This is a genomic window from Roseinatronobacter sp. NSM, from assembly GCF_052379845.1.
Lineage (GTDB): Bacteria > Pseudomonadota > Alphaproteobacteria > Rhodobacterales > Rhodobacteraceae > Roseinatronobacter.
The window spans coordinates 1-18,793 of sequence record NZ_JBQTCF010000050.1 but is presented as its reverse complement, the minus strand read 5'-3'; the positions used below and the strand labels follow the sequence as shown (position 1 = coordinate 18,793).

Here is an 18,793-nt window from a genome sequence, read left to right as displayed (position 1 = left end):
GGGGGACCATCCCCCGCTCGCCATTCCCTTCCTTGCCCCGAATCCCGTCTTCGAGATCAACCCGCGAGGGGTCGGACTACGGGGCGAGCCCGTGCCGCCGGGCGGATTCGGACGAGCCGAACGCACCCGGTGATGTCAGCCAGTCTTCGGGCCTGCGGGGTCCTGTCGCGCGGGGGATGGTCCCCCGCCTCCAAGACAGGAGCCAAACAGATGTCCCGCAAAGATGCTCACGCCTTCGCCGCCTCCCTCGCCGCCACGCTCATGGTCTCGATCGTCGTCTTCCAGGCAGGGGATGGAACCTTCGGCGCTGTCCCCGCCGATGAAATCGACGGCGACGAGGTCGTGATCGTCTCGGAATACGATCCCTTCGGGTGAGGCTTCGGCCTCACTTTCCGAGGGCCCGGCACGGCGCGGATGCGCCTCCGGGCCTATCGCCGATAGAGTGATCGGCGGTGCCGATCTGAGGAACGCCTGTATGCCACCTGTGCACGTCGTAGGACGCGATGGGCGGAAGCCGTCCTTCGCTGCGACACCGCCCAAGGACCGCTTTTGGTTTGCTCCGCCTATCCGCTCAGAGAAGAAGGAGTGCAAAAAGCTACCCATCAGAAGCCTATTCAAGCCAAGCCTTCTAATCGGGAGTGGCCGCGGAGGGATTACCAACGCCGGAAGCCAACGAATACGCGATGGACGGTCGCCTGCACCCCGGAATCAAGCACATAATCATTCGCAAGGTCGGACTGGTCATAAAGTCCAAACTCGTCAGAAGACCGGGCAAGCTCGTAACCAGAAGCGTCAAGCCAGATTACTTGGTCTGCACCGGCCATCGGCAGGACATTGTAGCGTTTCTTGGCGCCGGTCGTCCCGGTCAATTCGACTTCCTCCGGCACAACCTGAGCGCGCTCCCGCTCGCGGGAAGGCAGGCTCCGTTCCCAGCCCAAAAACTGCTGTGGATCGATCAGGTCTTCGGACGTCGGTGTGTCAATCTCCTCGCCGAGCCACTCCTCGAATTCGGGCCTAAGTGCTTCCGCGTCCTCGCGCGTCTTCGCGCGTCCCTGCGCCATTGCGAATGCGACAAAGGGATCGAGCGTTCCCCAGCGAAGGAGCTCGCGCGCCCAAAAGCCGAACCAAGGCAGTCCTGTTGTGGCCTTCCATTCGGCAAGTGAAGGAACAGCGAGCGGATCACCGGCACCAGCACTCCATTTCTGTGCAACGACCGCGCCGATCGCGACTCCCAAGCGAAACTCGAGATTGTCGGCGACAAAACGTTGGCGAGCGCGAAGATTGCCGGCATCGGGCACTTCGCTGCCCGGTGCGCGCATCCACCAGCGTAATACGTCGGTCCAAGCATTGAGGATCTCGTGATCGCCGACCGTATCGCGGACGCGGAAGCCGAAGCCGCGATCCTCCTTCAAGAGTTCGCCTAGGACCACAAACCGCTCCAGACGCTGCTCCGGGGTTTCGAGACCATACTCGGTGGCCGCCGCCAGCAGATCGACGATTGCCGGCGCGATCGCTTCGAACCGCCTGCCGACATAGGGCGAGAAGCCATATTGGTAGAGCCGCCGCCGTTCGTCGGCGTCAGGGTAGATCTCCCCGATGATCGCGCGCCCGCGGCGCAGGATCGCGTCCTCGAGCCACGCTTCCTGGGCGGCTGCGGCGACCGTGAAGGTGTTCTGCCAGAGCGCGGCGAGCATTGCTTCGGCCCGCGGCCCATCGAGTTCGGCATCGAGCAGGCTGAGTTCCTCAAGCGCTGTCATGATGAAAGCATCCAGTTCGTCGACCGTGTCGGCAAGCCGGTCAATGCCACCGGTGGCGCCGGTCCCGGCAAGGTCGCTGACCTCGCTGGGCTCGATCTGTTCGAGCCATTTCAGAAAGGCTTCGTCGGTCAAATGTCCGAAATAGAGCCGCGCCTTGTCGCGCAGTTCGCTGAGTAGCATCGCGAGCGGACTGAGGGTCGCATCGCCCGCCAGTTCGTCGAGCCGGAGCTTCTCGCGCAACGCTTCATAGTCCTCGCGCAGAGCAGCCATCTGGTTGCGCTGTTTCTGCTTCTGTCCATTGGCAGTGGTGGCGATCGTGGTGGGCAAGGCAATCAGCGTTAGCCCTTCCATTCCACACGTCGAGCCTGGCCTACCAGCACGACCGGAAAGGTTGCGGAACTCGGCCGGCGTATAGGGTGTGATGACTGGCTGCTGCGTCACGTTGTTGTAGGCGCTGCGCTTGAGCGAGGTCACAAAGATGATGTCGAACGGGAGGTTGACGCCTTCGGTGAGAGTCGCTGTCGCAACGGTGATTGGACAGATCTTTCGGTCAATCAGTGCCACCATTAGCCGCCTTAGCCGCTGCGGCATCTGGCCATGGCTGGTTGCTATCCCGCGATCGAGCAGTCTCACCTCATAGGAATCTGGCCCGCAATAATCAACGCAGGCCGCCCGGGCTTCGGCGAACAACTCACCGTCCCTTCCCTCGGGCGGCACGAAAGCCGGCAGACCCTGCCAAGCTGGCAGGTCGAAGGATTCCGCATACCACCCCATCGTCTGTTCGGGCTGCTGGGCCAGTGAGATCAGGATCCGGCGATCAGTCGCAGCGAGGTGCAGCGCCGTCCACAGCACAGTCACCTGGTTGAAGCGATAGAGACTGGACCGCATCTGCGGGGGCAGCTGCGCCATCGGCGGGATGTTGAGGTTGAGGTAGACCGGATCATCACGGCCCTGCACGTAGAGCGGCCGCCCATTCATAAGCTCGAGCAGCATCGTACTGCGCCGTTCAGACGAGGTCTCGAGCACACCGATCACTTGCCGGGTACTGCGATAGCGCGTACCGATCGCTGTTGCGTCGGCGGTGCCCTCCATCCACCGCGCTACAGGTCCGGCGGCCCCGCCGGCGACCGCAGTTAGCGCGATACGAACGATATCGGGCGTCTGGGTGAGCAAGCGTGCGACGAAGCTCTCAAGCCTAAGCGAGCGACTGCTATGATCGGCGAAGTCACTACGGCCGCTTTCTGTATCATCTGGCAGGACCTGATGCGCCTCGTCGACGATCAGTAGCTTGAGACGGCTGAGAAGCAGCGGAGCGAGATAGCGCATGAGCGCATCGGCCTTTTCGACAGTGGCGATCAGCACGGTCGGGCGGTCGGCATTCAGCCAATAGTCGGTGATGCCCCAGTCGGCGCCGCCATAAAGGCCGGTGATGATAAGATCGCGGCCGAGCTCTGAAGTCAGTTTGGCCTCGACCTCACCAGCGAGCGCACGGGAAGGGACAAGGTACAGGGCCAGTGGCACGACCTCGCCATGATCGCGCAGCAGTAGTTCCTTCACGAGGGCGAGATTGGCGACGAGCGTCTTGCCCGAACCGGTCGGCGTGCAAAGCGCGAAAGACGAGTTCTCGAGAAGGCGGGTGAGACCGGCGCGCTGAGACGACCACAGTATACCGCGACCGCGCGAGAACTGATCACGCGCAAAGGCCAGCATGCGGGGCATGCGCTCGGCGTTGAGTTCCCCAAGGGCACGGACCGAACGATAGATGCTGGCGTCCGAAAACCGTTCGGCAACTTGTCGCAACAAGCTGATGAGCAGCGAAACATCGTCGCTGAAAGTGCGAACGGCCATAGAGTCGAGCGCCTTGAGCTTCGCAGCGGCCTTGGCGAGGCGGTCATCGGCCCCGCGCCGGATCGAATCTGCAAAAAGGCCGAGCGCGCGAATGAGTTCGACCGTGAAATACCAACTAAGCCGGTCATCCTTATCCTCTTCGAGGATCCGGCGGGAAGAACCGGCGTCCGTAAGTTCGCCATTTTGATCCCAGAAGGCCATGGCATGGACGAGTACTGTATCGAAATCGGCTTGGAAAAACGCGGCGAAAAGCTTCGGGCCGTCTTCCTCGAGATCCAACTGGCCGAGAAGGCCCGATGCCATGGCGGGCAGACCTCCGAGTTGGAAGGCGGCGCCGGCAAGTAATTCGATTGGCGCGATCGTCCGAATGTCGTCTGCCGAGCGCGCCAGCCATTCGAGGATCTCACCGGCCCGCCGGTAGCAATCAACGGCGCGAGGCGATTGATGCCCCTCGATCTCTGCGAAGATCTCAGCTGCCTGCAACAGGCTTCGGGCATCCGCCAGCTGACCTTCAGAATCGCTGCGGTTCCAGCCGATCGTGTCGACCTGCCATCCGATCTGTAAACAACGGACATAGGAACGCGCCTGATTGGCAGATATTTCGTTCTCCAGCGCGAGCCTGGTGCGGGCGCCATTGGCGATCTCGAGCCTCTGCGGATCGTTTTCCGGCATCAGGTGGCCCAGAGTGCTTCATAGACGCCGTCAATCAGAATTTCACCGTCGTTTAGAATGAGCTCGACAACCTGCAGATCGTGAGGCGCAGTATATTCATCGGGCACTTTCTCCCAAGGGATGAGCGAAGTTTGTGGCGCTCGGCTCGGCACATCGCCTCCCGAAATCATGATGAGATTGGTGCGAGGCAATGGTTCGGCGTTCCGAACCACCAGCACGCGATCAAGTCTGGCAATCGCAGCGGAATAGCCGTCGGGATCGATTTCCCGGAGTAGGCGCTGTAGCTGCCGAAGCCCATGCGGCGCTGGAATATCGCGATTGATCTGGAACCAGATGCCCTTGCCGTCATGCTCGAGTTCCTCGGTATCCGGATCCTTCTTCTTCTTGCCGAACATCAGCTCGGCGACGACAGCTGGCCGAAGCTTCTTTCGCCATTTGGCTTCGCCAGCGATGAAGCGCTCTATGTCACCATCGTCATCGAGCGCGAGGGCAATGAAATCAGAGCCACGCCTCCCATAGACCTCTCGCTTTCGCTCTTCATCCCGCGCGAGCGCGAACAGATAAGCCTCCGCGTCCTCATGAAAACGGAAAAGGAACACCGGGATTGTCCACTTGTGCTTGCCGATGTATTCGTATCCTTCGGTAAGTAGGCCAGCCATGACCTCTCCGAACAGCCCACGTCGCGTGATCGACGGCAAGCACCTCGGATAGGTGACATGAGGTTCGGGCTCATCGGCATCAGGGTGAAGCTCGATACCGATCTGCTCATGGAAAAACGCGCGGGCGTCAGCATGAGCGGATTCGAAATAGGCGACCAAATCTGAGATCAGATCGTCGTCGCAGTCGCAATCTTGCTCGAGCAACAAGTGCCCGTAGCTACCGTCTTCGCTCGGATACGCCGTAAGCCAGCGGGCCAGCGCAGCTTTTGGTGGTGGGCAATTGTGTAAGGTCAATGTCGAACTCCTCGCACAATGCTTATTGGAATTGCGCGATCGCATGAAGCGTCAATGTTCTCGATACCCGACGAAGCGAACAAGTTATGAAATTGAAGCAGACATTCGACTGGGGTTGGTCGAAGGGCAACTCAGGGCCGATCGCGAAGATTCAGCCATCAACTGATGGCTAGGTCGCTCGCGGTCTTTCCCGCCTCCAAAGCCGCAACGAACCACTGGGGTTTGCGCCCCCGGCCGGACCAGGTGAGCGTCGGGTTCTCAGGGTGCCGGTATTTTGCTGCCGCAGGCGCGCGCGAGGATTTCGTATCTGTGCCGACGAGTTCGGCCAGGGAGTAGCCCAGATCCCGGGCGAGCGCTTCTACTTTGGCGCGGGCTTCCGCCTTCTGTCGATCCTCAAAGGTGGAAATCGCCTTGGCGATGTCCTTCTGCATTTTCTTCAGCTCGTCGAGCGACAGTGCCTCGAGATCGTAATCAGCCATTGGTGCCGTCCGTGTCCTGAATGTCCCGGTATCGATAGCCTGTCGCGGCAGGGTGCCGCAACTCCCGGCAGGCAAAGGCAGGGGTGGCAAAGGCTGTTGGTCGTCGCCGCCGCCAGGGAGGTGCTGAACTGGGGGTCAGGCAGTCCCGATGGGCAGGGTGACGGGTTCTAGCATGGGCTGCCCGCGCATCGCTGTCTCCTGGGCCATCCCTTCGACTGACAATCCCCTAATCCCGTTCGGGCTCTCACGCGCAACCCCGCGTCAGTCTGGGCCGTGTTGGCCGCCTGTGGCGTCCTGCCCGCGCCACCCCGGTCCTTTGGGGGTTTCCGGTGTCCATGCTGTCCCCCGTGCACGCATCACCCGACGGGCTTTTCCCGGGTCTTGTCGAAGGGACGGTCCCGAAGACAGGAAACACAGGAGCTAATCATGCAGAACATCGTCATCCTCGCCGGCAACATCGGTCAGACCCCCGAAGTCCGCACCACCCAGGGCGGCACCAAGATCACCAACTTCAGCCTCGCCACCTCCCGCCCCCGCCTCTCGGAAGGTCGCGTCCTGCGCGACGAGAACGGCTATCGGGTCATGGACACGGAATGGCACCGCATTACCTGCTTCAACGGTCTCGGCAAGACGGTCGCGGAGCATTGCGAAAAGGGCATGAAGGTCCTCGTCCACGGCCGCATCCACTACACCAAGTGGATCGACAGCATGGGGAACGACCGCTACGGCTGCGAGATCATCGCCGAGAAGGTCGACTTCCTGAGCCGCCCGAAGTCGGCCGAGACCGAAAACCCCGAGCTGGTCGACTGCGACGATGAGATCCCGTTCTGAGGAACGGGGTCTCCCCCCTCAGGCCCGGCGGGGAAACCCGCCGGGTACAGTCGATCTCCGGACAGATGTGACCAAAGTGGAAAGGCTGAACCCTAAAGTTCGATTCGGATTGGGAAGATGGTCAGCGACTATTCCGATCATCTATTCGTTTCACAGGTCAATTTACGCGAGCGGACGGATCAAATGCTGTCAGCGCCCATAACTTATCAACAGCCATTGCAGCTCATCTATCAAATTCCGCAGTGTCCATGCCGAAATCGTCGACGAGCGCCTGGACCTCTTGAGCATTGAGTACACCAGGGTGCTTTTTGTGCGCCACGTAGACACCTTCAAGCGCGAGGTCATACTCCCCGACATAGAAGAATGTTCGGTCACCTGACATGTCGATGCCTGCCTGTTCGAGGGCCTTGATCTGCTTTTCAAGCAGGTTGATTGCTTCTTTGTCGTCCATCTGGGGCCTTGGTTTTTCTTCACCCGGCAGGAATACCTGTCATTCTTCGGATGGTGGCACCTCGGCCCACACCAGGTATTGGTATTCCCCGCCCTCGTTCAACGCGCGGCGCACGATGTCGCGAATATTCGCGGCAGATCGCTGTGGATCGAGAAAGATCTGCCATTCTTTCTCATAGCCTGGACTTTTGTTCGCCAAGAAGTCGTACTCGAAGGTGCGCCCGGTTCGACTACCGCCCCGAACTCTAACGACCTCCAGCCGCGCAACGCTGTAGCCCCGCGACGCCATGAATTCGTTGAACTCGAGCATTACGCTTGAGGGCTCAACATACACGAATTTGCCAGCTTCGAGCTGTTCTAGCATTTCTTCAAACTCTTCGCGCATGTTCACTCCAATGGCCTGATGATCGGGTCGGGTTCATTTTCCGTTTCCCAAAGGGGGCGGTTCCGATTGCTTACAGCGACGACGCGCCCCTCCGGGCTCAAGAGAACCCAATGCCCGTCCTCTCCGGTCAGCAAAGTCATGTCCTGGCCCCGGTATCGACCGCGTCCGGCGACGATTCCGCTAAGATCGGGTCGGGGATTGGCGATGATGTCATCGATCTGCCCGGCACTATGCCCTTTTCCTGTGATGTATTCCAGCCCGTCGCCCTTGCCGCCATGGTCGCCAATCGTATTCCCGCCGGGGGTGGTGAAGGCCTCATCCTGACGTGCCTCGACAATGTTCGGCCCCACTTCATCCGGGATCGGTGTGGAGATGATGTTGCCGGTCGGGTCTTCGACAGGGGGCGAACCCGTGTGGCTTGGCAGGCCAAGGACCTCGGCCGGGTAGGTTTCCAGCCACTGGTCGATGCGTTCCGGCGTAAAACCGGGAAGCTCGCCCAACCGACGCTCGCCCTCAGTCAGTTCCGGGAACACCTCGACCCAGCCCTGGGCAGTCGTGCCATCCTGCAGCCGCAACCGGCCTTCCGCAAATGAGTTGTATGCCCGCTGCACGAAGTCTCCCAGGGCGAGTTGTGCGGCCCGGTCCTCTTCGACGACACGCACAATGGTGCCGGGGTTCAACATCTCGTAGAGCGCGGCTGCCTGCCCTGCGATCTGTGCGGCCTCAACCGATTTGGGCAAACTTGACCCGAGACCAGAGATAACCGCTTCCTGCACCAACTCGTGGGCCATCGCTGCAAGGAGCCCCTCGGCCGATCCGGGTTCGACGCCAAGGATTTCTGCCGCACGTTGAAGCCGACGTTCGGTGGCCAGACGCGTGAGTTCCTGCAGGGCATCGCTTGCGGCCAAAGCCGCCAAAGCGGTCGTTCCAAGCGGTGTGATCGCGACCGCACGGAGACCGAGGCGACGCAAGATGGCGTCCACGGGTGCTTCGGTCGGAAGAGCAAGTTCTGCCAGTATCACATCATTACGCGATCCCGGCGCGATGGGCTGAGCGAGACACCGACAGTTGTGCGCCTGCCCGGGATGCCCGCCCGCAGGCGGCTCGTCCCAACGAAACACCTGATCATCGTACTCGGCATGGCTATCGCGAACCTTGGCATCGTCCTGGGAGCGCCAGACGTAACGTTCGATGCCGAGGTCTTGCTGTCGAAGCTGGTTGATTAGGCCCGCGAAGGCCCGAAGCAGACGTTCTTCCATCGCTTCCCGCAACGCACGCAAGCGCTGCGGGTGGGTCACGTATTCCTCGAAGATGGCCCTCAAACGCGCATCCCACTGGCGCAGCGCCTCTTCCTTGGCGTCTGAAACGTCACGCAGGTCGGCTTCGGTCACCCACGGCACGGTGTCAGGGGGCGTCAGCGCATTTAGCAGCATCCGGGTGTTGTCGGCTGTCACGCGGTCCAGTTGGTCGATGAAATCAGCCCGCAGGTCCACATAGCCGGGGAAAAGCGATTTGATCGAAATGCCTGCACGGTAGCCGTACACGGCTCCGTTCTGGCGCGCCAAAACGTACTGACCACTGCCACCGTGGCGGAGGAATTCGCTAAGACTGTGTTTCATGGAACCTCCCGCTGAGCCGCGCGAAGGTTTGTATTGCCAATATGTTAAAAAGCGATCAGCCGACCGTACGTTGCCTCGATCAGGGGCCGTTGTTGCGGACGACGGCATGCGAAAGATCAGCAGAGTCAGAGGAGTGCCGGTTTCCCGGCGACGGGTTGAGGGCTGGGAGAGTGGCTCCCGGCGCCCGTCGCGGGAGATAGCCGATGGGCGTTGTTGAAATTCTGGATCCGGTCTCACCGGCGCGGGCGGGTGGCTGGAAGGTTGATGTGAGCCGGGGCGAACGGAACGGGCGGGTGTCGTCCGAATGGTTCAACCGGCCCGATGACGAGCGGTATCTGTCGCTCGACGATCTGTGGGCCAATGTGAAGGGTCGCTCCGAGCGCAGCCGCAGCCGGGTCGTTCAGACAGCCGATATCCGTGTCGAGGCCGCGCGCGACAGCGCCGAGCGATTGCACCTGGTTCTGCCCAAGGCGCATGAGCCAGTCGCGCCCACCCATTGGGCGTTTGGTCAGCTTGCCAGCATTGTCGGCGCTCCGGCCTCCTACCTACGCCAACTGCCCGCACCGCTGGCGGGGATCAACCTGCAATACGGCCTGACCAACCACCGTGCCGAGCAGGTGAAGACCTTCGAGACGGAAGACGGTCGCACCGAACTGCGGGCGGTGACCGGCCCCGATTATGGCCGCATCCACGATTTCGAGTTGGTCGAAGCGGTGCAGCGCATCGCGGGCAATGGCACGGGCGACACGCGCTGGAAGGTGCCGGGTGTGCTTGACTGGTCGACGGGGGTCTACAATCCCGATGTCGAGATCAGCCGCGACACGACCACGCTCTATGCCTCGGACCGTGACGTCTTTCTGTTCCTGGTCGATGATCACAACCCGATCGAGGCGGGCCGTCTGCCCGACGGCTCCCCCGATCTCTACTTCCGGGGCTTTTATTGCTGGAACTCCGAGGTGGGGGCCAAGACCCTTGGCATGGCGAGTTTTTACCTGCGGGCCGTGTGCCAGAACCGGAACCTTTGGGGCGTCGAGGATTTTCAGGAGATCAGGATCCGCCACTCGAAATACGCCGCCTCGCGCTTCGCCCATGAGGCCGCCCCGGCGCTGACGCGCTTTGCCAATTCCTCGCCGCAGGGGTTTGTGAACGGCATCAAGGCCGCGCGGCAGCAGATCGTGGCGCGCACGGATGAGGACCGGGATGACTTCCTGCGCAAGCGCGGCTTCTCCAAGGCCGAATCCGGCAAGATCATCGAGAAGGTGCTGATGGAAGAAGGCCGCCCGCCCGAGAGCATCTTCGACTTCGTGCAGGGGATCACGCGGCTTGCGCGCGACAAGACCCAGCAGGATGCCCGCCTCGACATGGAAGGGCGCGCGAAGAAGCTTCTCGACCGGGTCGGCTGACGCCGGGCTCGACATCGCGACCGCCCTCGCGCGCGGCGGTCGCGCTTTCCCCTTCCACATGCACGCCACTGGCCCCGCCCCGAGAGGGCAGGGGGCATTGGCCTGCGCATTTCAGCGAGAATCCCCATGACCCCCCAGGAAGAAACCATCGTCCTCGAGGCTCGCGACATCCTCGGTCGCTACCTCAGTCAAAACCCGGTCATCGGAAGTTGGCAGGCGCTGCTGGACTATTGTGCGCTCACCGTTCGCGGCCCCATCGAGCGGTTCCACGTCCTCTACCTCGACCGCAAGAACCGCATCATCGCCGATGAGCTTCTTTCGACCGGCACGGTCGACCATGTCCCGGTCTATCCGCGAGAGGTGATCAAGCGGGCGCTGATGCTGAACGCCAGCGCGCTGATCCTGATCCACAACCACCCGTCTGGCGATCCAACGCCGTCGGAGGCCGATCTCAACATGACCAAGGAGATCCAGAAGGGCTGCAGGTATCTCGGCTTGACGCTGCATGACCACATCATCGTCGGTGCAGGGATGGAGCTGAGCCTGCGGGGGCTCGGCAAGCTCTGACGCTGCGGGCAGATCCATTACCGTCGCCCCGTCGAGGAAGAGGTCGGCGGTTTGGTCTTTGACGGATGAGGCGGGGAGAGAGGCTTCCCGCGCCGTCGGAGATCTTCCCATGTTCGACCTTCCCTTGCCCGTCCACCCGACCGCCTACGCGCGGGGCATCCCGCCGCATGTTCCCTCGGGCGACACCGATCCCGATCATCCCTTCGCCTTGACTCTGTCGCGCCGCGCGCCGACCGACCTGCTGTTGGGCCGGGCCGCTCCGATCGTCCTCGCCCGATTCGCGACGCTGGCGGACGCCATGCAGGGCGCGATCGACCACGCCGAGGCGATCGCCCGGGAAGCTCCGCCCCAACTTCTGGCGATCCTCGACCGCGACGAGCGCCTTGTGCTGGCCGGGGCCGCCAGCGACCACGCTGTCGCCTGGTCCCACCCGGTGACGAGCGCGGCCGAGGCGCGGGGCGTCGTGACCGAGGCAAGCCAGCTGCGCGCCCAGGCGGGCCGCGCAGCGGCCTGGGGTGAGTCCGATCTGGCGGCTCAGTTGCGCCGCCGCGCCGATCTTCTGGATGCCCGGCTCGTCGATCCGCTCTGGCGCGTCTTTGCCGCCCGGGCGCTGCAGGTCGCTGCGTGAGGCCCGAGAGGCAGAGAGGGGCAGGGGGGATTTGGAGCTTGTCCGGGGGAGAGAGTTTGCCCGGACCGGCTCCAATCCCTTCCCCTTACCGGAGAACCCCGATGACCCTGACTGAACCCACCCTCGCGCCGCCGATGGCACCACCGACTGTCGACATGTCCCAGATCTTCGCGGCGTATGCCGCGCGCGCGGCCCGCATTGAAGCGCTGCGTCCCGGCAACAAGGACCGCCTTTTCGATGGCCTCACGGCGGCCGGCATCACTCATGTCACCGTGACCTTCGACGGTGCCGGTGACAGTGGCCAGATCGAAAGCATCGGCGCATGGTCCGGCGAGACCGCGGTCGAGTTCCCCGCGACCGAGATCGAGTATGCCGCGCTGACCTGGGACGACCCCGAGGTCGAGATGCGGCAGCTCTCGCTCGAAGATGTCGTCGAGCAGCTGGCCTACGACTTCCTCTCCGACACCCATGGCGGTTGGGAAAACAACGACGGCGCTTGGGGCGAGTTCTGCTTCGACGCGGCGGCCCGCTGCATCCACCTCGAGTTCAACTAGCGCTTCACCTCGTCCGAACTCCACACCCATGATTTCTGAGGGGGCGGCGATGGCACATCCCTATCACCACGCCCTGTCGTCCGTGAAGAAATGGGGCGGCACCGTCGACGATTTCATGGCGGTACATGCCTGGTTCGACGCCTCGAAATCGATAACTGCGGACTTCCGGCACCGGGCGCTGCGCCATCATGCCGAGGGCATCTTCATGGCCGAGACGATCTTTGGGACAACCCTGACCCTCTCGACCGGGCGCATCATCCCGACCCGCTGGGTCGGCGAGCAGCATGTGAAGGAAGACCTCGGCTTCATCCCGAGCTTCGCCGACTGGGTAAAGGCCATCCGACCCGAGCCATGGATGGGCCGGGCCGAGCGGATCGAGGCGCAGGTCGATCCGCATCTCGCCTCGCCCGTGGTCGAGGTCACCTGAGATGACCGATCCAGCCTATCAGCGCCTCGGCCTTCCTGTGACGGCTTCGCCCTACGCCGTCCTGCGGGCGGCGGTCCGGGCGCTCCACCCGGACACGCGCGCCGTTCGCGGCTTCCGGGCGGCGCGCAAGCGCTTCTATCGGCAGATGCTCTGCGCGCATGCCGCGCGACAGGCAGCGGGCGACAGGCTCACCGGCTGATCGCCCCCAACCACCCCTTCATTCCAACACAATGCCCGGTCTCTCGGCCGGGTCTTCCCCATTCAGGAGGTCCCCATGGCGGATTACTTCACCCATTTCTCGTGCCTGCTCGACGTTGGCACCCCTGACAAAGCTGCCCGCGCGCTCGCGCTGTTCCAGGAACTGCGCGCTGCGGATCACGACGCTGACGACCCGGAGGTCGCGGGCCTCACACTCGTGCGCCAGGATGCGCCCGAGGGCAGCACCCTCTGGATCCATGACGATGAGCACGGCGATGTCGAGGGGGTCATCCGCTTCGTGCTGCGCCTTGCGGACGATCTCGACCTCACCGGTCTCTGGGGGTTTCAGTATTCTCTGACCTGCTCCCGGCCTCGCCTCGACGCCTTCGGCGGCGGCGCGCATGTCATCGATCTCAGCGCACGCAAGTCCATCGGCTGGACCAGCAGCCAGGAATGGCTGGCCGCCGCGCTGAACGGGGAGGACGTCGATGCCTGAGGTCATCTGCACCACCGTCTACCAGTTCCCCGAACTCTCGGATGCCGCCAAGGAAAAGGCCCGCAGTTGGTATCGCGCGCTTGGCCCCCACGATGACTGGTGGGACGCGGTCTACGAGGATTTCGAACGCATCTGCGAAATCCTCGGCATTCGCCTGAAGACCACAACCGTCCGCCTGATGGGCGGCGGGACGCGGGCCAAGCCCTGCATCTGGTTTTCCGGCTTCTGCAGCCAAGGAGACGGGGCTTGCTTCGAGGGCTATTGGTCCCACGCGAAGGGCGCGGCCACGCGCATCCGGGACTACGCGCCCACAGACGCGACGCTGCACGGCATCGCCGACCGGCTGCAGGCCATTCAGCGGCGGAACTTCTACCAGCTGGCCGCCGAGGTCAGCCATCGCGGGCGCTACTACCACGAATACACCATGTCGGTAGACGTCACGCGGGACAGCTCGAGGTGGCAGCTGCCGACCGAGGACGCGGAGGAGATCGTGGCCGAGGCACTGCGCGATCTGGCCCGCTGGCTCTACCGCCAGCTTGAGGCCGAATACGACCACCTGACCTCGGACGAGGCCATCGAGGAGGGGATCATCGTCAACGAGTACACCTTCACCGAAGCCGGGCGGCGGTTCGGGTGAGAGCGCATGGTTGAAAACTGTCAGAAAACCGCGCATTTTTCTGACAAAGGAGCGATCATGGAGCGCATGGCCGAGAGCATCATGAATGTCGCGTCGACGTTGCCGGAGGGAATGCCCTTGGCAGCGAAGGGGCTCTTGCACCTCGGCTCGCGCGCGGCGATCGATCAAACGCTGTCGCGTCTGGCCGCGCGCGGCGAGTTGATCCGTGCAGAACGCGGCATCTACATGCGCCCGGTCCAGACACGCTTTGGTCCGCGCAGTCCGTCCGCTGAACAGGCGATTGAAGCGCTCGCTGTGCAGCGGGGCGAGACGATCGTCCCGAGCGGCGCTGCCGCGGCAAACGCTCTGGGCCTCACGACACAGGTGCCGGTCAAGTCGGTTTACCTCACCTCGGGGCGAAGCCGTGTGCTGAACCTTGGCCGGCAAGCGGTCGAACTGCGTCATGCGCCGCGTTGGCAGTTGGCCTTTGGGAGCAAGACATCCGGTCAGGCCGTCCGCGCTCTGGCATGGCTCGGGCCAGATGAGGCTCCCAAGGCCCTGCAAATCCTGCGATCCAAGCTCACGGAGACGGCAAAGACTGAGCTGATGTCCGCCGCGCCGCAGTTTCCGACTTGGCTGGCACGATTGGTCGGAGAGATGGTCCATGGCTAAGGCGTCAGTACACCTGAGCGCTTTGCCTGGTGCCCATCCCGAGGCGGGAGGCAAATTCACGACAGTCGACCCAATGGGTCAATGCTCATCCGCCTCGCGACGGTGCGGTGCACGGTTCAGCCCAGAAGCTTCACCAGGGCGTCACGCTGCGCTGCGTGCTTTACGGGGTTGTCGCGCTTCAGCTTGTTCAGGTTGAGGAGTTTCCACTGCACGGCCGGCAGGTGAGCTGCCCGCGATCGGTCGATGGCCGCAAAGTCAGGCTCCCCGTCTTGGAGTGTCAGCAGGAACTGCCTCGCGTTGGTATCGAGGCGCGATTGCACATCCGCGATCAGCCTCAGCCGCGTCGCCAGAAGCAAGTCGAGAGGAACGGGTGTTCTGGTCATGCCCTCGAATTCCCGCGCGTAGGGTTGCCCGAGATCGATCAGGTTCGGATCGAGCAGCTCATGCGCCGGGCGCGGCGAACTGGCGACATAGATCAGGAAGGTCTGGAACAGGTCCTGCGTCAGGCCTTCGTTTTCGTAGAGGAGCGTGACGTCGTAGAGATCCCGGGGATGCTGCCTGTCGAGGGCAGCGTGCAGTTTGCCTGCGAACAGGTCCTCGAACGAGACGATCTGCATTTCAGCATAGCCGTAGGCATCCTCGACAGCGGCCGAGACAGTCCGGATCTCCGGGTCGTGGACGACGCCACGGGTCACAGGCGAGGTTTCGATCTTGATTTCGGCATGCCCGAGGCGCGCGAGGAGCCGTGTGGCTCCGCCGCCGCCGCCTTGAATGCGCTGAGTTTTTGCGCCGCGAATACCGGTCTCGATGGCGGCCGCGATGCGGTCCATCGCGGCATTGATCTCGTCCAGGCTCTCGACGCGTTCCTTGATTGGCAGGTAGGTCAAGTCGATATCGACCGACAACCGCGGCAGGGCGCGGTAAAAGAGGTTGATGGCCGTCCCGCCTTTGAGCGCGAAGACGTTCTCCTCAGCGACATGGGGCAGGACGCGCACCAGGAGCGCGACTTGGGCTTCATAGGTCTCACGCGCCACTGTCGGCCTCCGGTTTCACGAAATCTTCCGGCACCATGATCCGATAGCGTGGGTGGATATTGCCGCCTCGGACCAAGGCCCGGTCGCCGCTGCCGAGGTCGAATGCCTGCGGGTCGATCCGTTTGCGCCAGGGATGGTCGTGGCGGTCAGCGAAAACGAAGAACAGGCGCTTGACCTTGATCTTGCGGCAGGCCTGCAGGAGGTCGGACAGCAGTCTTGGGCGCAGGGTCGTCAGGCTCTCGAAGACCATGTCGAGCGTGTGGAAGCCTTCATGGTCGGGCAACTCGTCCATGGCCTCCAGGATGGCACGCTCCGGCGTCGACATCGTGAGACCCCAGTCCCATGGCTGGCCGGTCGTTTTGCCCTCGATCACGCCCAGTTTCGGGTCGGCAAACAAGGATCGGGGGCGGGTTCTGATCTGGGCATCCATCGGCAGTTTCGTCAGCCAATTGGGGATACTGTCCCCATAGACCCAGACTGGAGCGCTGTCGCCGAGGCGCAGGTAATGGGCATGCCCCTGTTCGCCGAGCGCCGTGGTGCCGCCGACATGCAGGTCATGACCCATGATGTGCTGGGTGGAAAGGATGCAGGTCTTCCAGTCCATGCTGTTCGACGTCGGGGGGACTGCGGTGCTGGGGAGTGGGCGGCGGAAGACACCGCGTGCGATACGCTCCAGCCAGCCGCGCTTCACATAGTCACGGAAGCTCTCATAGGCTATGCCTTGCGAGACGAGCCACGCGGCATCGACCAGATACCCGGCGGGCACTGCATCGAGCAGTTTCTTCAGATTCTGTGATCTTGCGGCGTCCATGATGCCTAAAGTGACAGATTTTCAAAGAGCGCGCCATAGATCTCTTTGAGGGAGGTAATGCTTCAGCGTTATGAACGCTCCAAAGGTATGATTTCCAAAGAGCAAAGAGGTAGCCCAGGTGGTGGGAGGTCTGACGACACGTGGTTGAGCGACGGCGGCGACTTGCGGCGGTTGCCGAATGTCTATGCGGGCACCTTCCCGGCGTGCCGCCGGGACCAGGCCTTGGTCCTGCGGACTGGAGCCTACCTTCGCAGTCTCCCCCCATGCGGGCAACAGTCCTTGGCGCGGGAAGGAAGGCGGGGGCTACTTGTTGCCGTCGATCCACTTCGACATCAGCCCTTTATCGCGGAAGCATTCGTCCGGGACGGCGCGGCGCTTGATCCGGGCGAGTTTCTCCGCGAAGGCCACCTGCTTCGAGGTCGGCAACCGGTCCATATCGGATACCGGCTTCAGCTGGGCCTGCGCCTCGATCCAAGCACTCAACGACCGGCGGTCCTGCTGAACCTCCCAAGGCAGGAGGGTCTGGTTGCGCAAGGCGAGTGACCGCGCATAGGCGATCTGCTTAGGGGTCGCGGGCAGCGCGTATGTTGTGCTTTCCATGGGGAAACTCCCTGTCTGGCTTGGTTTTGAATATAGAACATAACAGGAACAAAATCAAGCCGCGTGTTGGGAGCACCAGTATTCGAGAGGGAGAGAGGGGCCGGGAAAGATCAGGCCTGAGGGTGCCCGAGAGAGGGTGCCCAGGCCTGCCCATGTTTCTCATTCCGGAGTTTCCCGATGACCTATCTCGCACCCGTTGCGCCTCCCGTTGCTGTTCCGCCTGCTGATCTCGCACCTGCGATCATCACCGTCGCCGAAGCCTTGCAGCCCGATCTGGCGCAGGGTTTCCAGATCGACGCGCTGCGTCTTCGGCTTGAGATGGAGCGCGCCTTTGGCGGCTCCGATGCCGATGGTGCGTGGAACTGGAAGCTCGCCTATGAGGCGGGCGAGGTGGCGCTGGTCCTTTTCCTGCGGAAATTCGGCCGCGCGCTGCTGGCCCGTGCTGGATCGCCCGCTGCCCTGCTGCCGATCCTTGCCAAGGTGGCTGGCCTCTTGCCGACGCATACCCGGCGCTCGGAGGAGATGGAGCGGTTCCAGCAATTCTCGACGCCGCTGCCCATGGGGCTCGCGGCACTGGCCGCCGCACAGATCACGCCGCGTGACTTGGTCCTTGAGCCTTCGGCCGGGACCGGGCTTCTGGCGATCCTCGCTGAGATCGCGGGTGGCAGCCTCGCGCTGAACGAGTTGGCCGACACCCGCGCCGACCTTCTGCGCCTCCTCTTTCCGGGTCGTCCCGTCACCTGCTTTGACGCAGCCCAGATCGACGATCACCTCGACGCCGGACTGCGCCCGAGCGTCATCCTGATGAACCCGCCTTTCTCGGCTGTGGCCAATGTCGATGGCCGGACGACCGAGGCCACGGCGCGGCATCTGCGCTCGGCGCTTGCTCGCTTGGCCCCCGGTGGGCGGCTCGTCGCCATCACGGGTGCCAGCTTCGCGCCCGACGCCCCCGCTTGGGCTGACACTTTCACCCGCCTGACCGAGTCCGCGCATCTGGTGTTCACGGGCGCTGTGTCCGGTGCCGCCTTCGCTAAGCACGGTACCAGCTTTGAAACCCGCCTGTCGGTCTTTGACAAATGCCGGGGCGGTGAGGCTGGCGGCATCACCGCCGATCTGGCGCGCCCGATATCGCCTGATGTCGCCAGCCTGCTCTCGCTGATCACCACCCATGTCCCCCCGCGTCTCGCGCTGGATCCGGACACAGCGGAAGTAAATCGCCCCACCTCCTCCTTCCCGGGAAATCCTGCCCGCGCCACGCGCGCTGCCATCAGCACACCGCGCGCGACCCCTGCGGCCCAGCCGCACCAGTCCAGTGCGCAAACCGAGGCCGAAGATCTGGCCTATGCGCTGCGCGATGCGACCGAAGACGATGCCAGCGCGCGCCTGTCGGATGCCATTTATGAGACCTTCCGTCTGCAGGCGATCGACATCCCCGGGGCGGAACCGCACCCGACGAAGCTGGTGCAATCGGCTGCTATGGCGTCCGTTGCGCCTCCCAAACCCAGCTACCGCCCCAAGCTGCCCGCTGCCGTACTGTGTGATGGCCTCCTGTCAGACGCGCAGCTTGAGACGGTGATCTACGCGGGCGAGGCGCATGGCGCGTATCTCGCCGGATCATGGTGCTTGGATGAGACGGGCGACATGGTCTCGGCCGCGCCCGACGATGCCGCCGACGCTGTCCGCTTCCGTCGTGGCTTCTTCCTTGGTGATGGCACAGGGGCAGGCAAGGGCCGCCAGTCGGCTGGGATCCTGCTCGACAACTGGGCGCAGGGACGGCGCAAGGCGCTTTGGAT

General features: G+C 63.1%; 21 protein-coding genes. 12 read left to right on the top strand and 9 right to left on the bottom strand.

What is annotated here, in order from left to right; genetic code table 11:
* The first annotated feature begins 210 nt into the window (after window positions 1-210).
* The gene (locus tag ACTZWY_RS18425; protein WP_007803240.1) at window positions 211-375 is read left to right on the top strand and encodes a hypothetical protein; all 165 of its coding nucleotides are present in this window, start codon (window positions 211-213) and stop codon (window positions 373-375) included.
* Between the two features lie 278 nt (window positions 376-653).
* Here ACTZWY_RS18425 and ACTZWY_RS18420 read toward each other — a convergent pair whose 3' ends face one another.
* From ACTZWY_RS18420 to ACTZWY_RS18410, 3 genes are all read right to left on the bottom strand, one after another.
* The gene (locus tag ACTZWY_RS18420) at window positions 654-4,277 is read right to left on the bottom strand and encodes a DEAD/DEAH box helicase (RefSeq protein ID WP_444792173.1); all 3,624 of its coding nucleotides are present in this window, start codon (window positions 4,275-4,277) and stop codon (window positions 654-656) included.
* Window positions 4,277-5,230, bottom strand: a complete 954-nt coding sequence (locus ACTZWY_RS18415; protein ID WP_444792172.1) for a hypothetical protein — start codon at window positions 5,228-5,230, stop codon at window positions 4,277-4,279. Before ACTZWY_RS18415 ends, ACTZWY_RS18420 begins: the two co-directional genes overlap by 1 nt.
* Before the next feature lie 158 nt (window positions 5,231-5,388).
* A complete protein-coding gene (locus tag ACTZWY_RS18410) occupies window positions 5,389-5,709 on the bottom strand; it encodes an H-NS histone family protein (protein WP_444792171.1) in 321 nt (106 codons plus the stop codon).
* Window positions 5,710-6,135: 426 nt separating this feature from the next.
* Here ACTZWY_RS18410 and ACTZWY_RS18405 point away from each other — a divergent pair, with 426 nt between their 5' ends.
* Window positions 6,136-6,540: a single-stranded DNA-binding protein gene (locus ACTZWY_RS18405; protein ID WP_444792170.1), complete on the top strand. Its 405-nt coding sequence runs from the start codon at window positions 6,136-6,138 to the stop codon at window positions 6,538-6,540.
* A gap of 223 nt (window positions 6,541-6,763) precedes the next feature.
* Here ACTZWY_RS18405 and ACTZWY_RS18400 read toward each other — a convergent pair whose 3' ends face one another.
* Genes ACTZWY_RS18400 through ACTZWY_RS18390 form a run of 3 tightly spaced genes read right to left on the bottom strand, consistent with a single transcriptional unit; the run spans window position 6,764 to window position 8,994 of the window.
* Window positions 6,764-6,991, bottom strand: a complete 228-nt coding sequence (locus ACTZWY_RS18400) for a hypothetical protein (protein WP_444792169.1) — start codon at window positions 6,989-6,991, stop codon at window positions 6,764-6,766.
* Between the two features lie 39 nt (window positions 6,992-7,030).
* Window positions 7,031-7,375, bottom strand: coding sequence for a hypothetical protein (locus ACTZWY_RS18395; protein WP_444792168.1), 345 nt, complete (start codon window positions 7,373-7,375; stop codon window positions 7,031-7,033).
* 2 nt (window positions 7,376-7,377) lie between these two features.
* The gene (locus ACTZWY_RS18390) at window positions 7,378-8,994 is read right to left on the bottom strand and encodes a phage minor head protein (RefSeq protein WP_444792167.1); all 1,617 of its coding nucleotides are present in this window, start codon (window positions 8,992-8,994) and stop codon (window positions 7,378-7,380) included.
* Window positions 8,995-9,197: 203 nt separating this feature from the next.
* Between ACTZWY_RS18390 and ACTZWY_RS18385 the strand changes: the two genes are divergently transcribed.
* The 9 genes from ACTZWY_RS18385 (at window position 9,198) to ACTZWY_RS18345 (ending at window position 14,555) form a co-directional block, all read left to right on the top strand.
* A complete protein-coding gene (locus ACTZWY_RS18385) occupies window positions 9,198-10,397 on the top strand; it encodes a DUF932 domain-containing protein (RefSeq protein ID WP_444792166.1) in 1,200 nt (399 codons plus the stop codon).
* A gap of 126 nt (window positions 10,398-10,523) precedes the next feature.
* Window positions 10,524-10,964 carry a JAB domain-containing protein gene (locus ACTZWY_RS18380; protein ID WP_444792165.1) on the top strand — a complete coding sequence of 147 codons (441 nt, stop codon included), beginning with the start codon at window positions 10,524-10,526 and terminating at the stop codon, window positions 10,962-10,964.
* A gap of 109 nt (window positions 10,965-11,073) precedes the next feature.
* Complete coding sequence (locus ACTZWY_RS18375) at window positions 11,074-11,592, top strand: DNA repair protein RadC (RefSeq protein WP_444792164.1); 519 nt, start codon at window positions 11,074-11,076, stop codon at window positions 11,590-11,592.
* A 101-nt stretch (window positions 11,593-11,693) separates the two neighbouring features.
* Entirely contained in the window at window positions 11,694-12,146 is a 453-nt protein-coding gene (locus tag ACTZWY_RS18370) for a DUF6878 family protein (RefSeq protein ID WP_444792163.1), read from the top strand.
* A gap of 49 nt (window positions 12,147-12,195) precedes the next feature.
* Window positions 12,196-12,573: a DUF6915 family protein gene (locus ACTZWY_RS18365; protein ID WP_444792162.1), complete on the top strand. Its 378-nt coding sequence runs from the start codon at window positions 12,196-12,198 to the stop codon at window positions 12,571-12,573.
* A 1-nt stretch (window position 12,574) separates the two neighbouring features.
* The gene (locus tag ACTZWY_RS18360) at window positions 12,575-12,772 is read left to right on the top strand and encodes a hypothetical protein (protein ID WP_444792161.1); all 198 of its coding nucleotides are present in this window, start codon (window positions 12,575-12,577) and stop codon (window positions 12,770-12,772) included.
* Between the two features lie 75 nt (window positions 12,773-12,847).
* Window positions 12,848-13,267: a hypothetical protein gene (locus ACTZWY_RS18355; protein ID WP_444792160.1), complete on the top strand. Its 420-nt coding sequence runs from the start codon at window positions 12,848-12,850 to the stop codon at window positions 13,265-13,267.
* The gene (locus ACTZWY_RS18350) at window positions 13,260-13,904 is read left to right on the top strand and encodes an antitoxin of toxin-antitoxin stability system (RefSeq protein ID WP_444792159.1); all 645 of its coding nucleotides are present in this window, start codon (window positions 13,260-13,262) and stop codon (window positions 13,902-13,904) included. The genes ACTZWY_RS18355 and ACTZWY_RS18350 overlap by 8 nt, the downstream gene beginning before the upstream one ends.
* 57 nt (window positions 13,905-13,961) lie before the next feature.
* Entirely contained in the window at window positions 13,962-14,555 is a 594-nt protein-coding gene (locus ACTZWY_RS18345) for a DUF6088 family protein (protein ID WP_444792158.1), read from the top strand.
* A gap of 116 nt (window positions 14,556-14,671) precedes the next feature.
* On the opposite strand, the gene ACTZWY_RS18340 is transcribed toward ACTZWY_RS18345, so the two are convergent.
* The 3 genes from ACTZWY_RS18340 to ACTZWY_RS18330 all read right to left on the bottom strand — a co-directional run bounded on the left by ACTZWY_RS18340 (window position 14,672) and on the right by ACTZWY_RS18330 (window position 17,000).
* On the bottom strand, window positions 14,672-15,589 hold the full coding sequence (locus tag ACTZWY_RS18340; protein ID WP_444792157.1) for a nucleotidyl transferase AbiEii/AbiGii toxin family protein: 918 nt from the start codon (window positions 15,587-15,589) through the stop codon (window positions 14,672-14,674).
* Window positions 15,579-16,400: a type IV toxin-antitoxin system AbiEi family antitoxin domain-containing protein gene (locus ACTZWY_RS18335; protein WP_444792156.1), complete on the bottom strand. Its 822-nt coding sequence runs from the start codon at window positions 16,398-16,400 to the stop codon at window positions 15,579-15,581. Before ACTZWY_RS18335 ends, ACTZWY_RS18340 begins: the two co-directional genes overlap by 11 nt.
* A gap of 303 nt (window positions 16,401-16,703) precedes the next feature.
* Complete coding sequence (locus tag ACTZWY_RS18330) at window positions 16,704-17,000, bottom strand: hypothetical protein (protein ID WP_037275695.1); 297 nt, start codon at window positions 16,998-17,000, stop codon at window positions 16,704-16,706.
* A gap of 177 nt (window positions 17,001-17,177) precedes the next feature.
* On the opposite strand from ACTZWY_RS18330, the gene ACTZWY_RS18325 reads away from it, so the two are divergent.
* A partial coding sequence (locus ACTZWY_RS18325) for a strawberry notch-like NTP hydrolase domain-containing protein (RefSeq protein ID WP_444792155.1) occupies window positions 17,178-18,793 on the top strand: 1,616 nt, incomplete at its 3' end.

Bases quoted from the DNA above. Each gene is read 5' to 3' on its own strand.
- ACTZWY_RS18425 (WP_007803240.1), top strand. From the start codon at position 211: ATGTCCCGCAAAGATGCTCACGCCTTCGCCGCCTCCCTCGCCGCCACG.
- ACTZWY_RS18420 (WP_444792173.1), bottom strand. From the start codon at position 4,277: ATGCCGGAAAACGATCCGCAGAGGCTCGAGATCGCCAATGGCGCCCGC.
- ACTZWY_RS18410 (WP_444792171.1), bottom strand. From the start codon at position 5,709: ATGGCTGATTACGATCTCGAGGCACTGTCGCTCGACGAGCTGAAGAAA.
- ACTZWY_RS18405 (WP_444792170.1), top strand. From the start codon at position 6,136: ATGCAGAACATCGTCATCCTCGCCGGCAACATCGGTCAGACCCCCGAA.
- ACTZWY_RS18400 (WP_444792169.1), bottom strand. From the start codon at position 6,991: ATGGACGACAAAGAAGCAATCAACCTGCTTGAAAAGCAGATCAAGGCC.
- ACTZWY_RS18395 (WP_444792168.1), bottom strand. From the start codon at position 7,375: ATGCGCGAAGAGTTTGAAGAAATGCTAGAACAGCTCGAAGCTGGCAAA.
- ACTZWY_RS18390 (WP_444792167.1), bottom strand. From the start codon at position 8,994: ATGAAACACAGTCTTAGCGAATTCCTCCGCCACGGTGGCAGTGGTCAG.
- ACTZWY_RS18385 (WP_444792166.1), top strand. From the start codon at position 9,198: ATGGGCGTTGTTGAAATTCTGGATCCGGTCTCACCGGCGCGGGCGGGT.
- ACTZWY_RS18380 (WP_444792165.1), top strand. From the start codon at position 10,524: ATGACCCCCCAGGAAGAAACCATCGTCCTCGAGGCTCGCGACATCCTC.
- ACTZWY_RS18375 (WP_444792164.1), top strand. From the start codon at position 11,074: ATGTTCGACCTTCCCTTGCCCGTCCACCCGACCGCCTACGCGCGGGGC.
- ACTZWY_RS18370 (WP_444792163.1), top strand. From the start codon at position 11,694: ATGACCCTGACTGAACCCACCCTCGCGCCGCCGATGGCACCACCGACT.
- ACTZWY_RS18365 (WP_444792162.1), top strand. From the start codon at position 12,196: ATGGCACATCCCTATCACCACGCCCTGTCGTCCGTGAAGAAATGGGGC.
- ACTZWY_RS18360 (WP_444792161.1), top strand. From the start codon at position 12,575: ATGACCGATCCAGCCTATCAGCGCCTCGGCCTTCCTGTGACGGCTTCG.
- ACTZWY_RS18355 (WP_444792160.1), top strand. From the start codon at position 12,848: ATGGCGGATTACTTCACCCATTTCTCGTGCCTGCTCGACGTTGGCACC.
- ACTZWY_RS18350 (WP_444792159.1), top strand. From the start codon at position 13,260: ATGCCTGAGGTCATCTGCACCACCGTCTACCAGTTCCCCGAACTCTCG.
- ACTZWY_RS18345 (WP_444792158.1), top strand. From the start codon at position 13,962: ATGGAGCGCATGGCCGAGAGCATCATGAATGTCGCGTCGACGTTGCCG.
- ACTZWY_RS18335 (WP_444792156.1), bottom strand. From the start codon at position 16,400: ATGGACGCCGCAAGATCACAGAATCTGAAGAAACTGCTCGATGCAGTG.
- ACTZWY_RS18330 (WP_037275695.1), bottom strand. From the start codon at position 17,000: ATGGAAAGCACAACATACGCGCTGCCCGCGACCCCTAAGCAGATCGCC.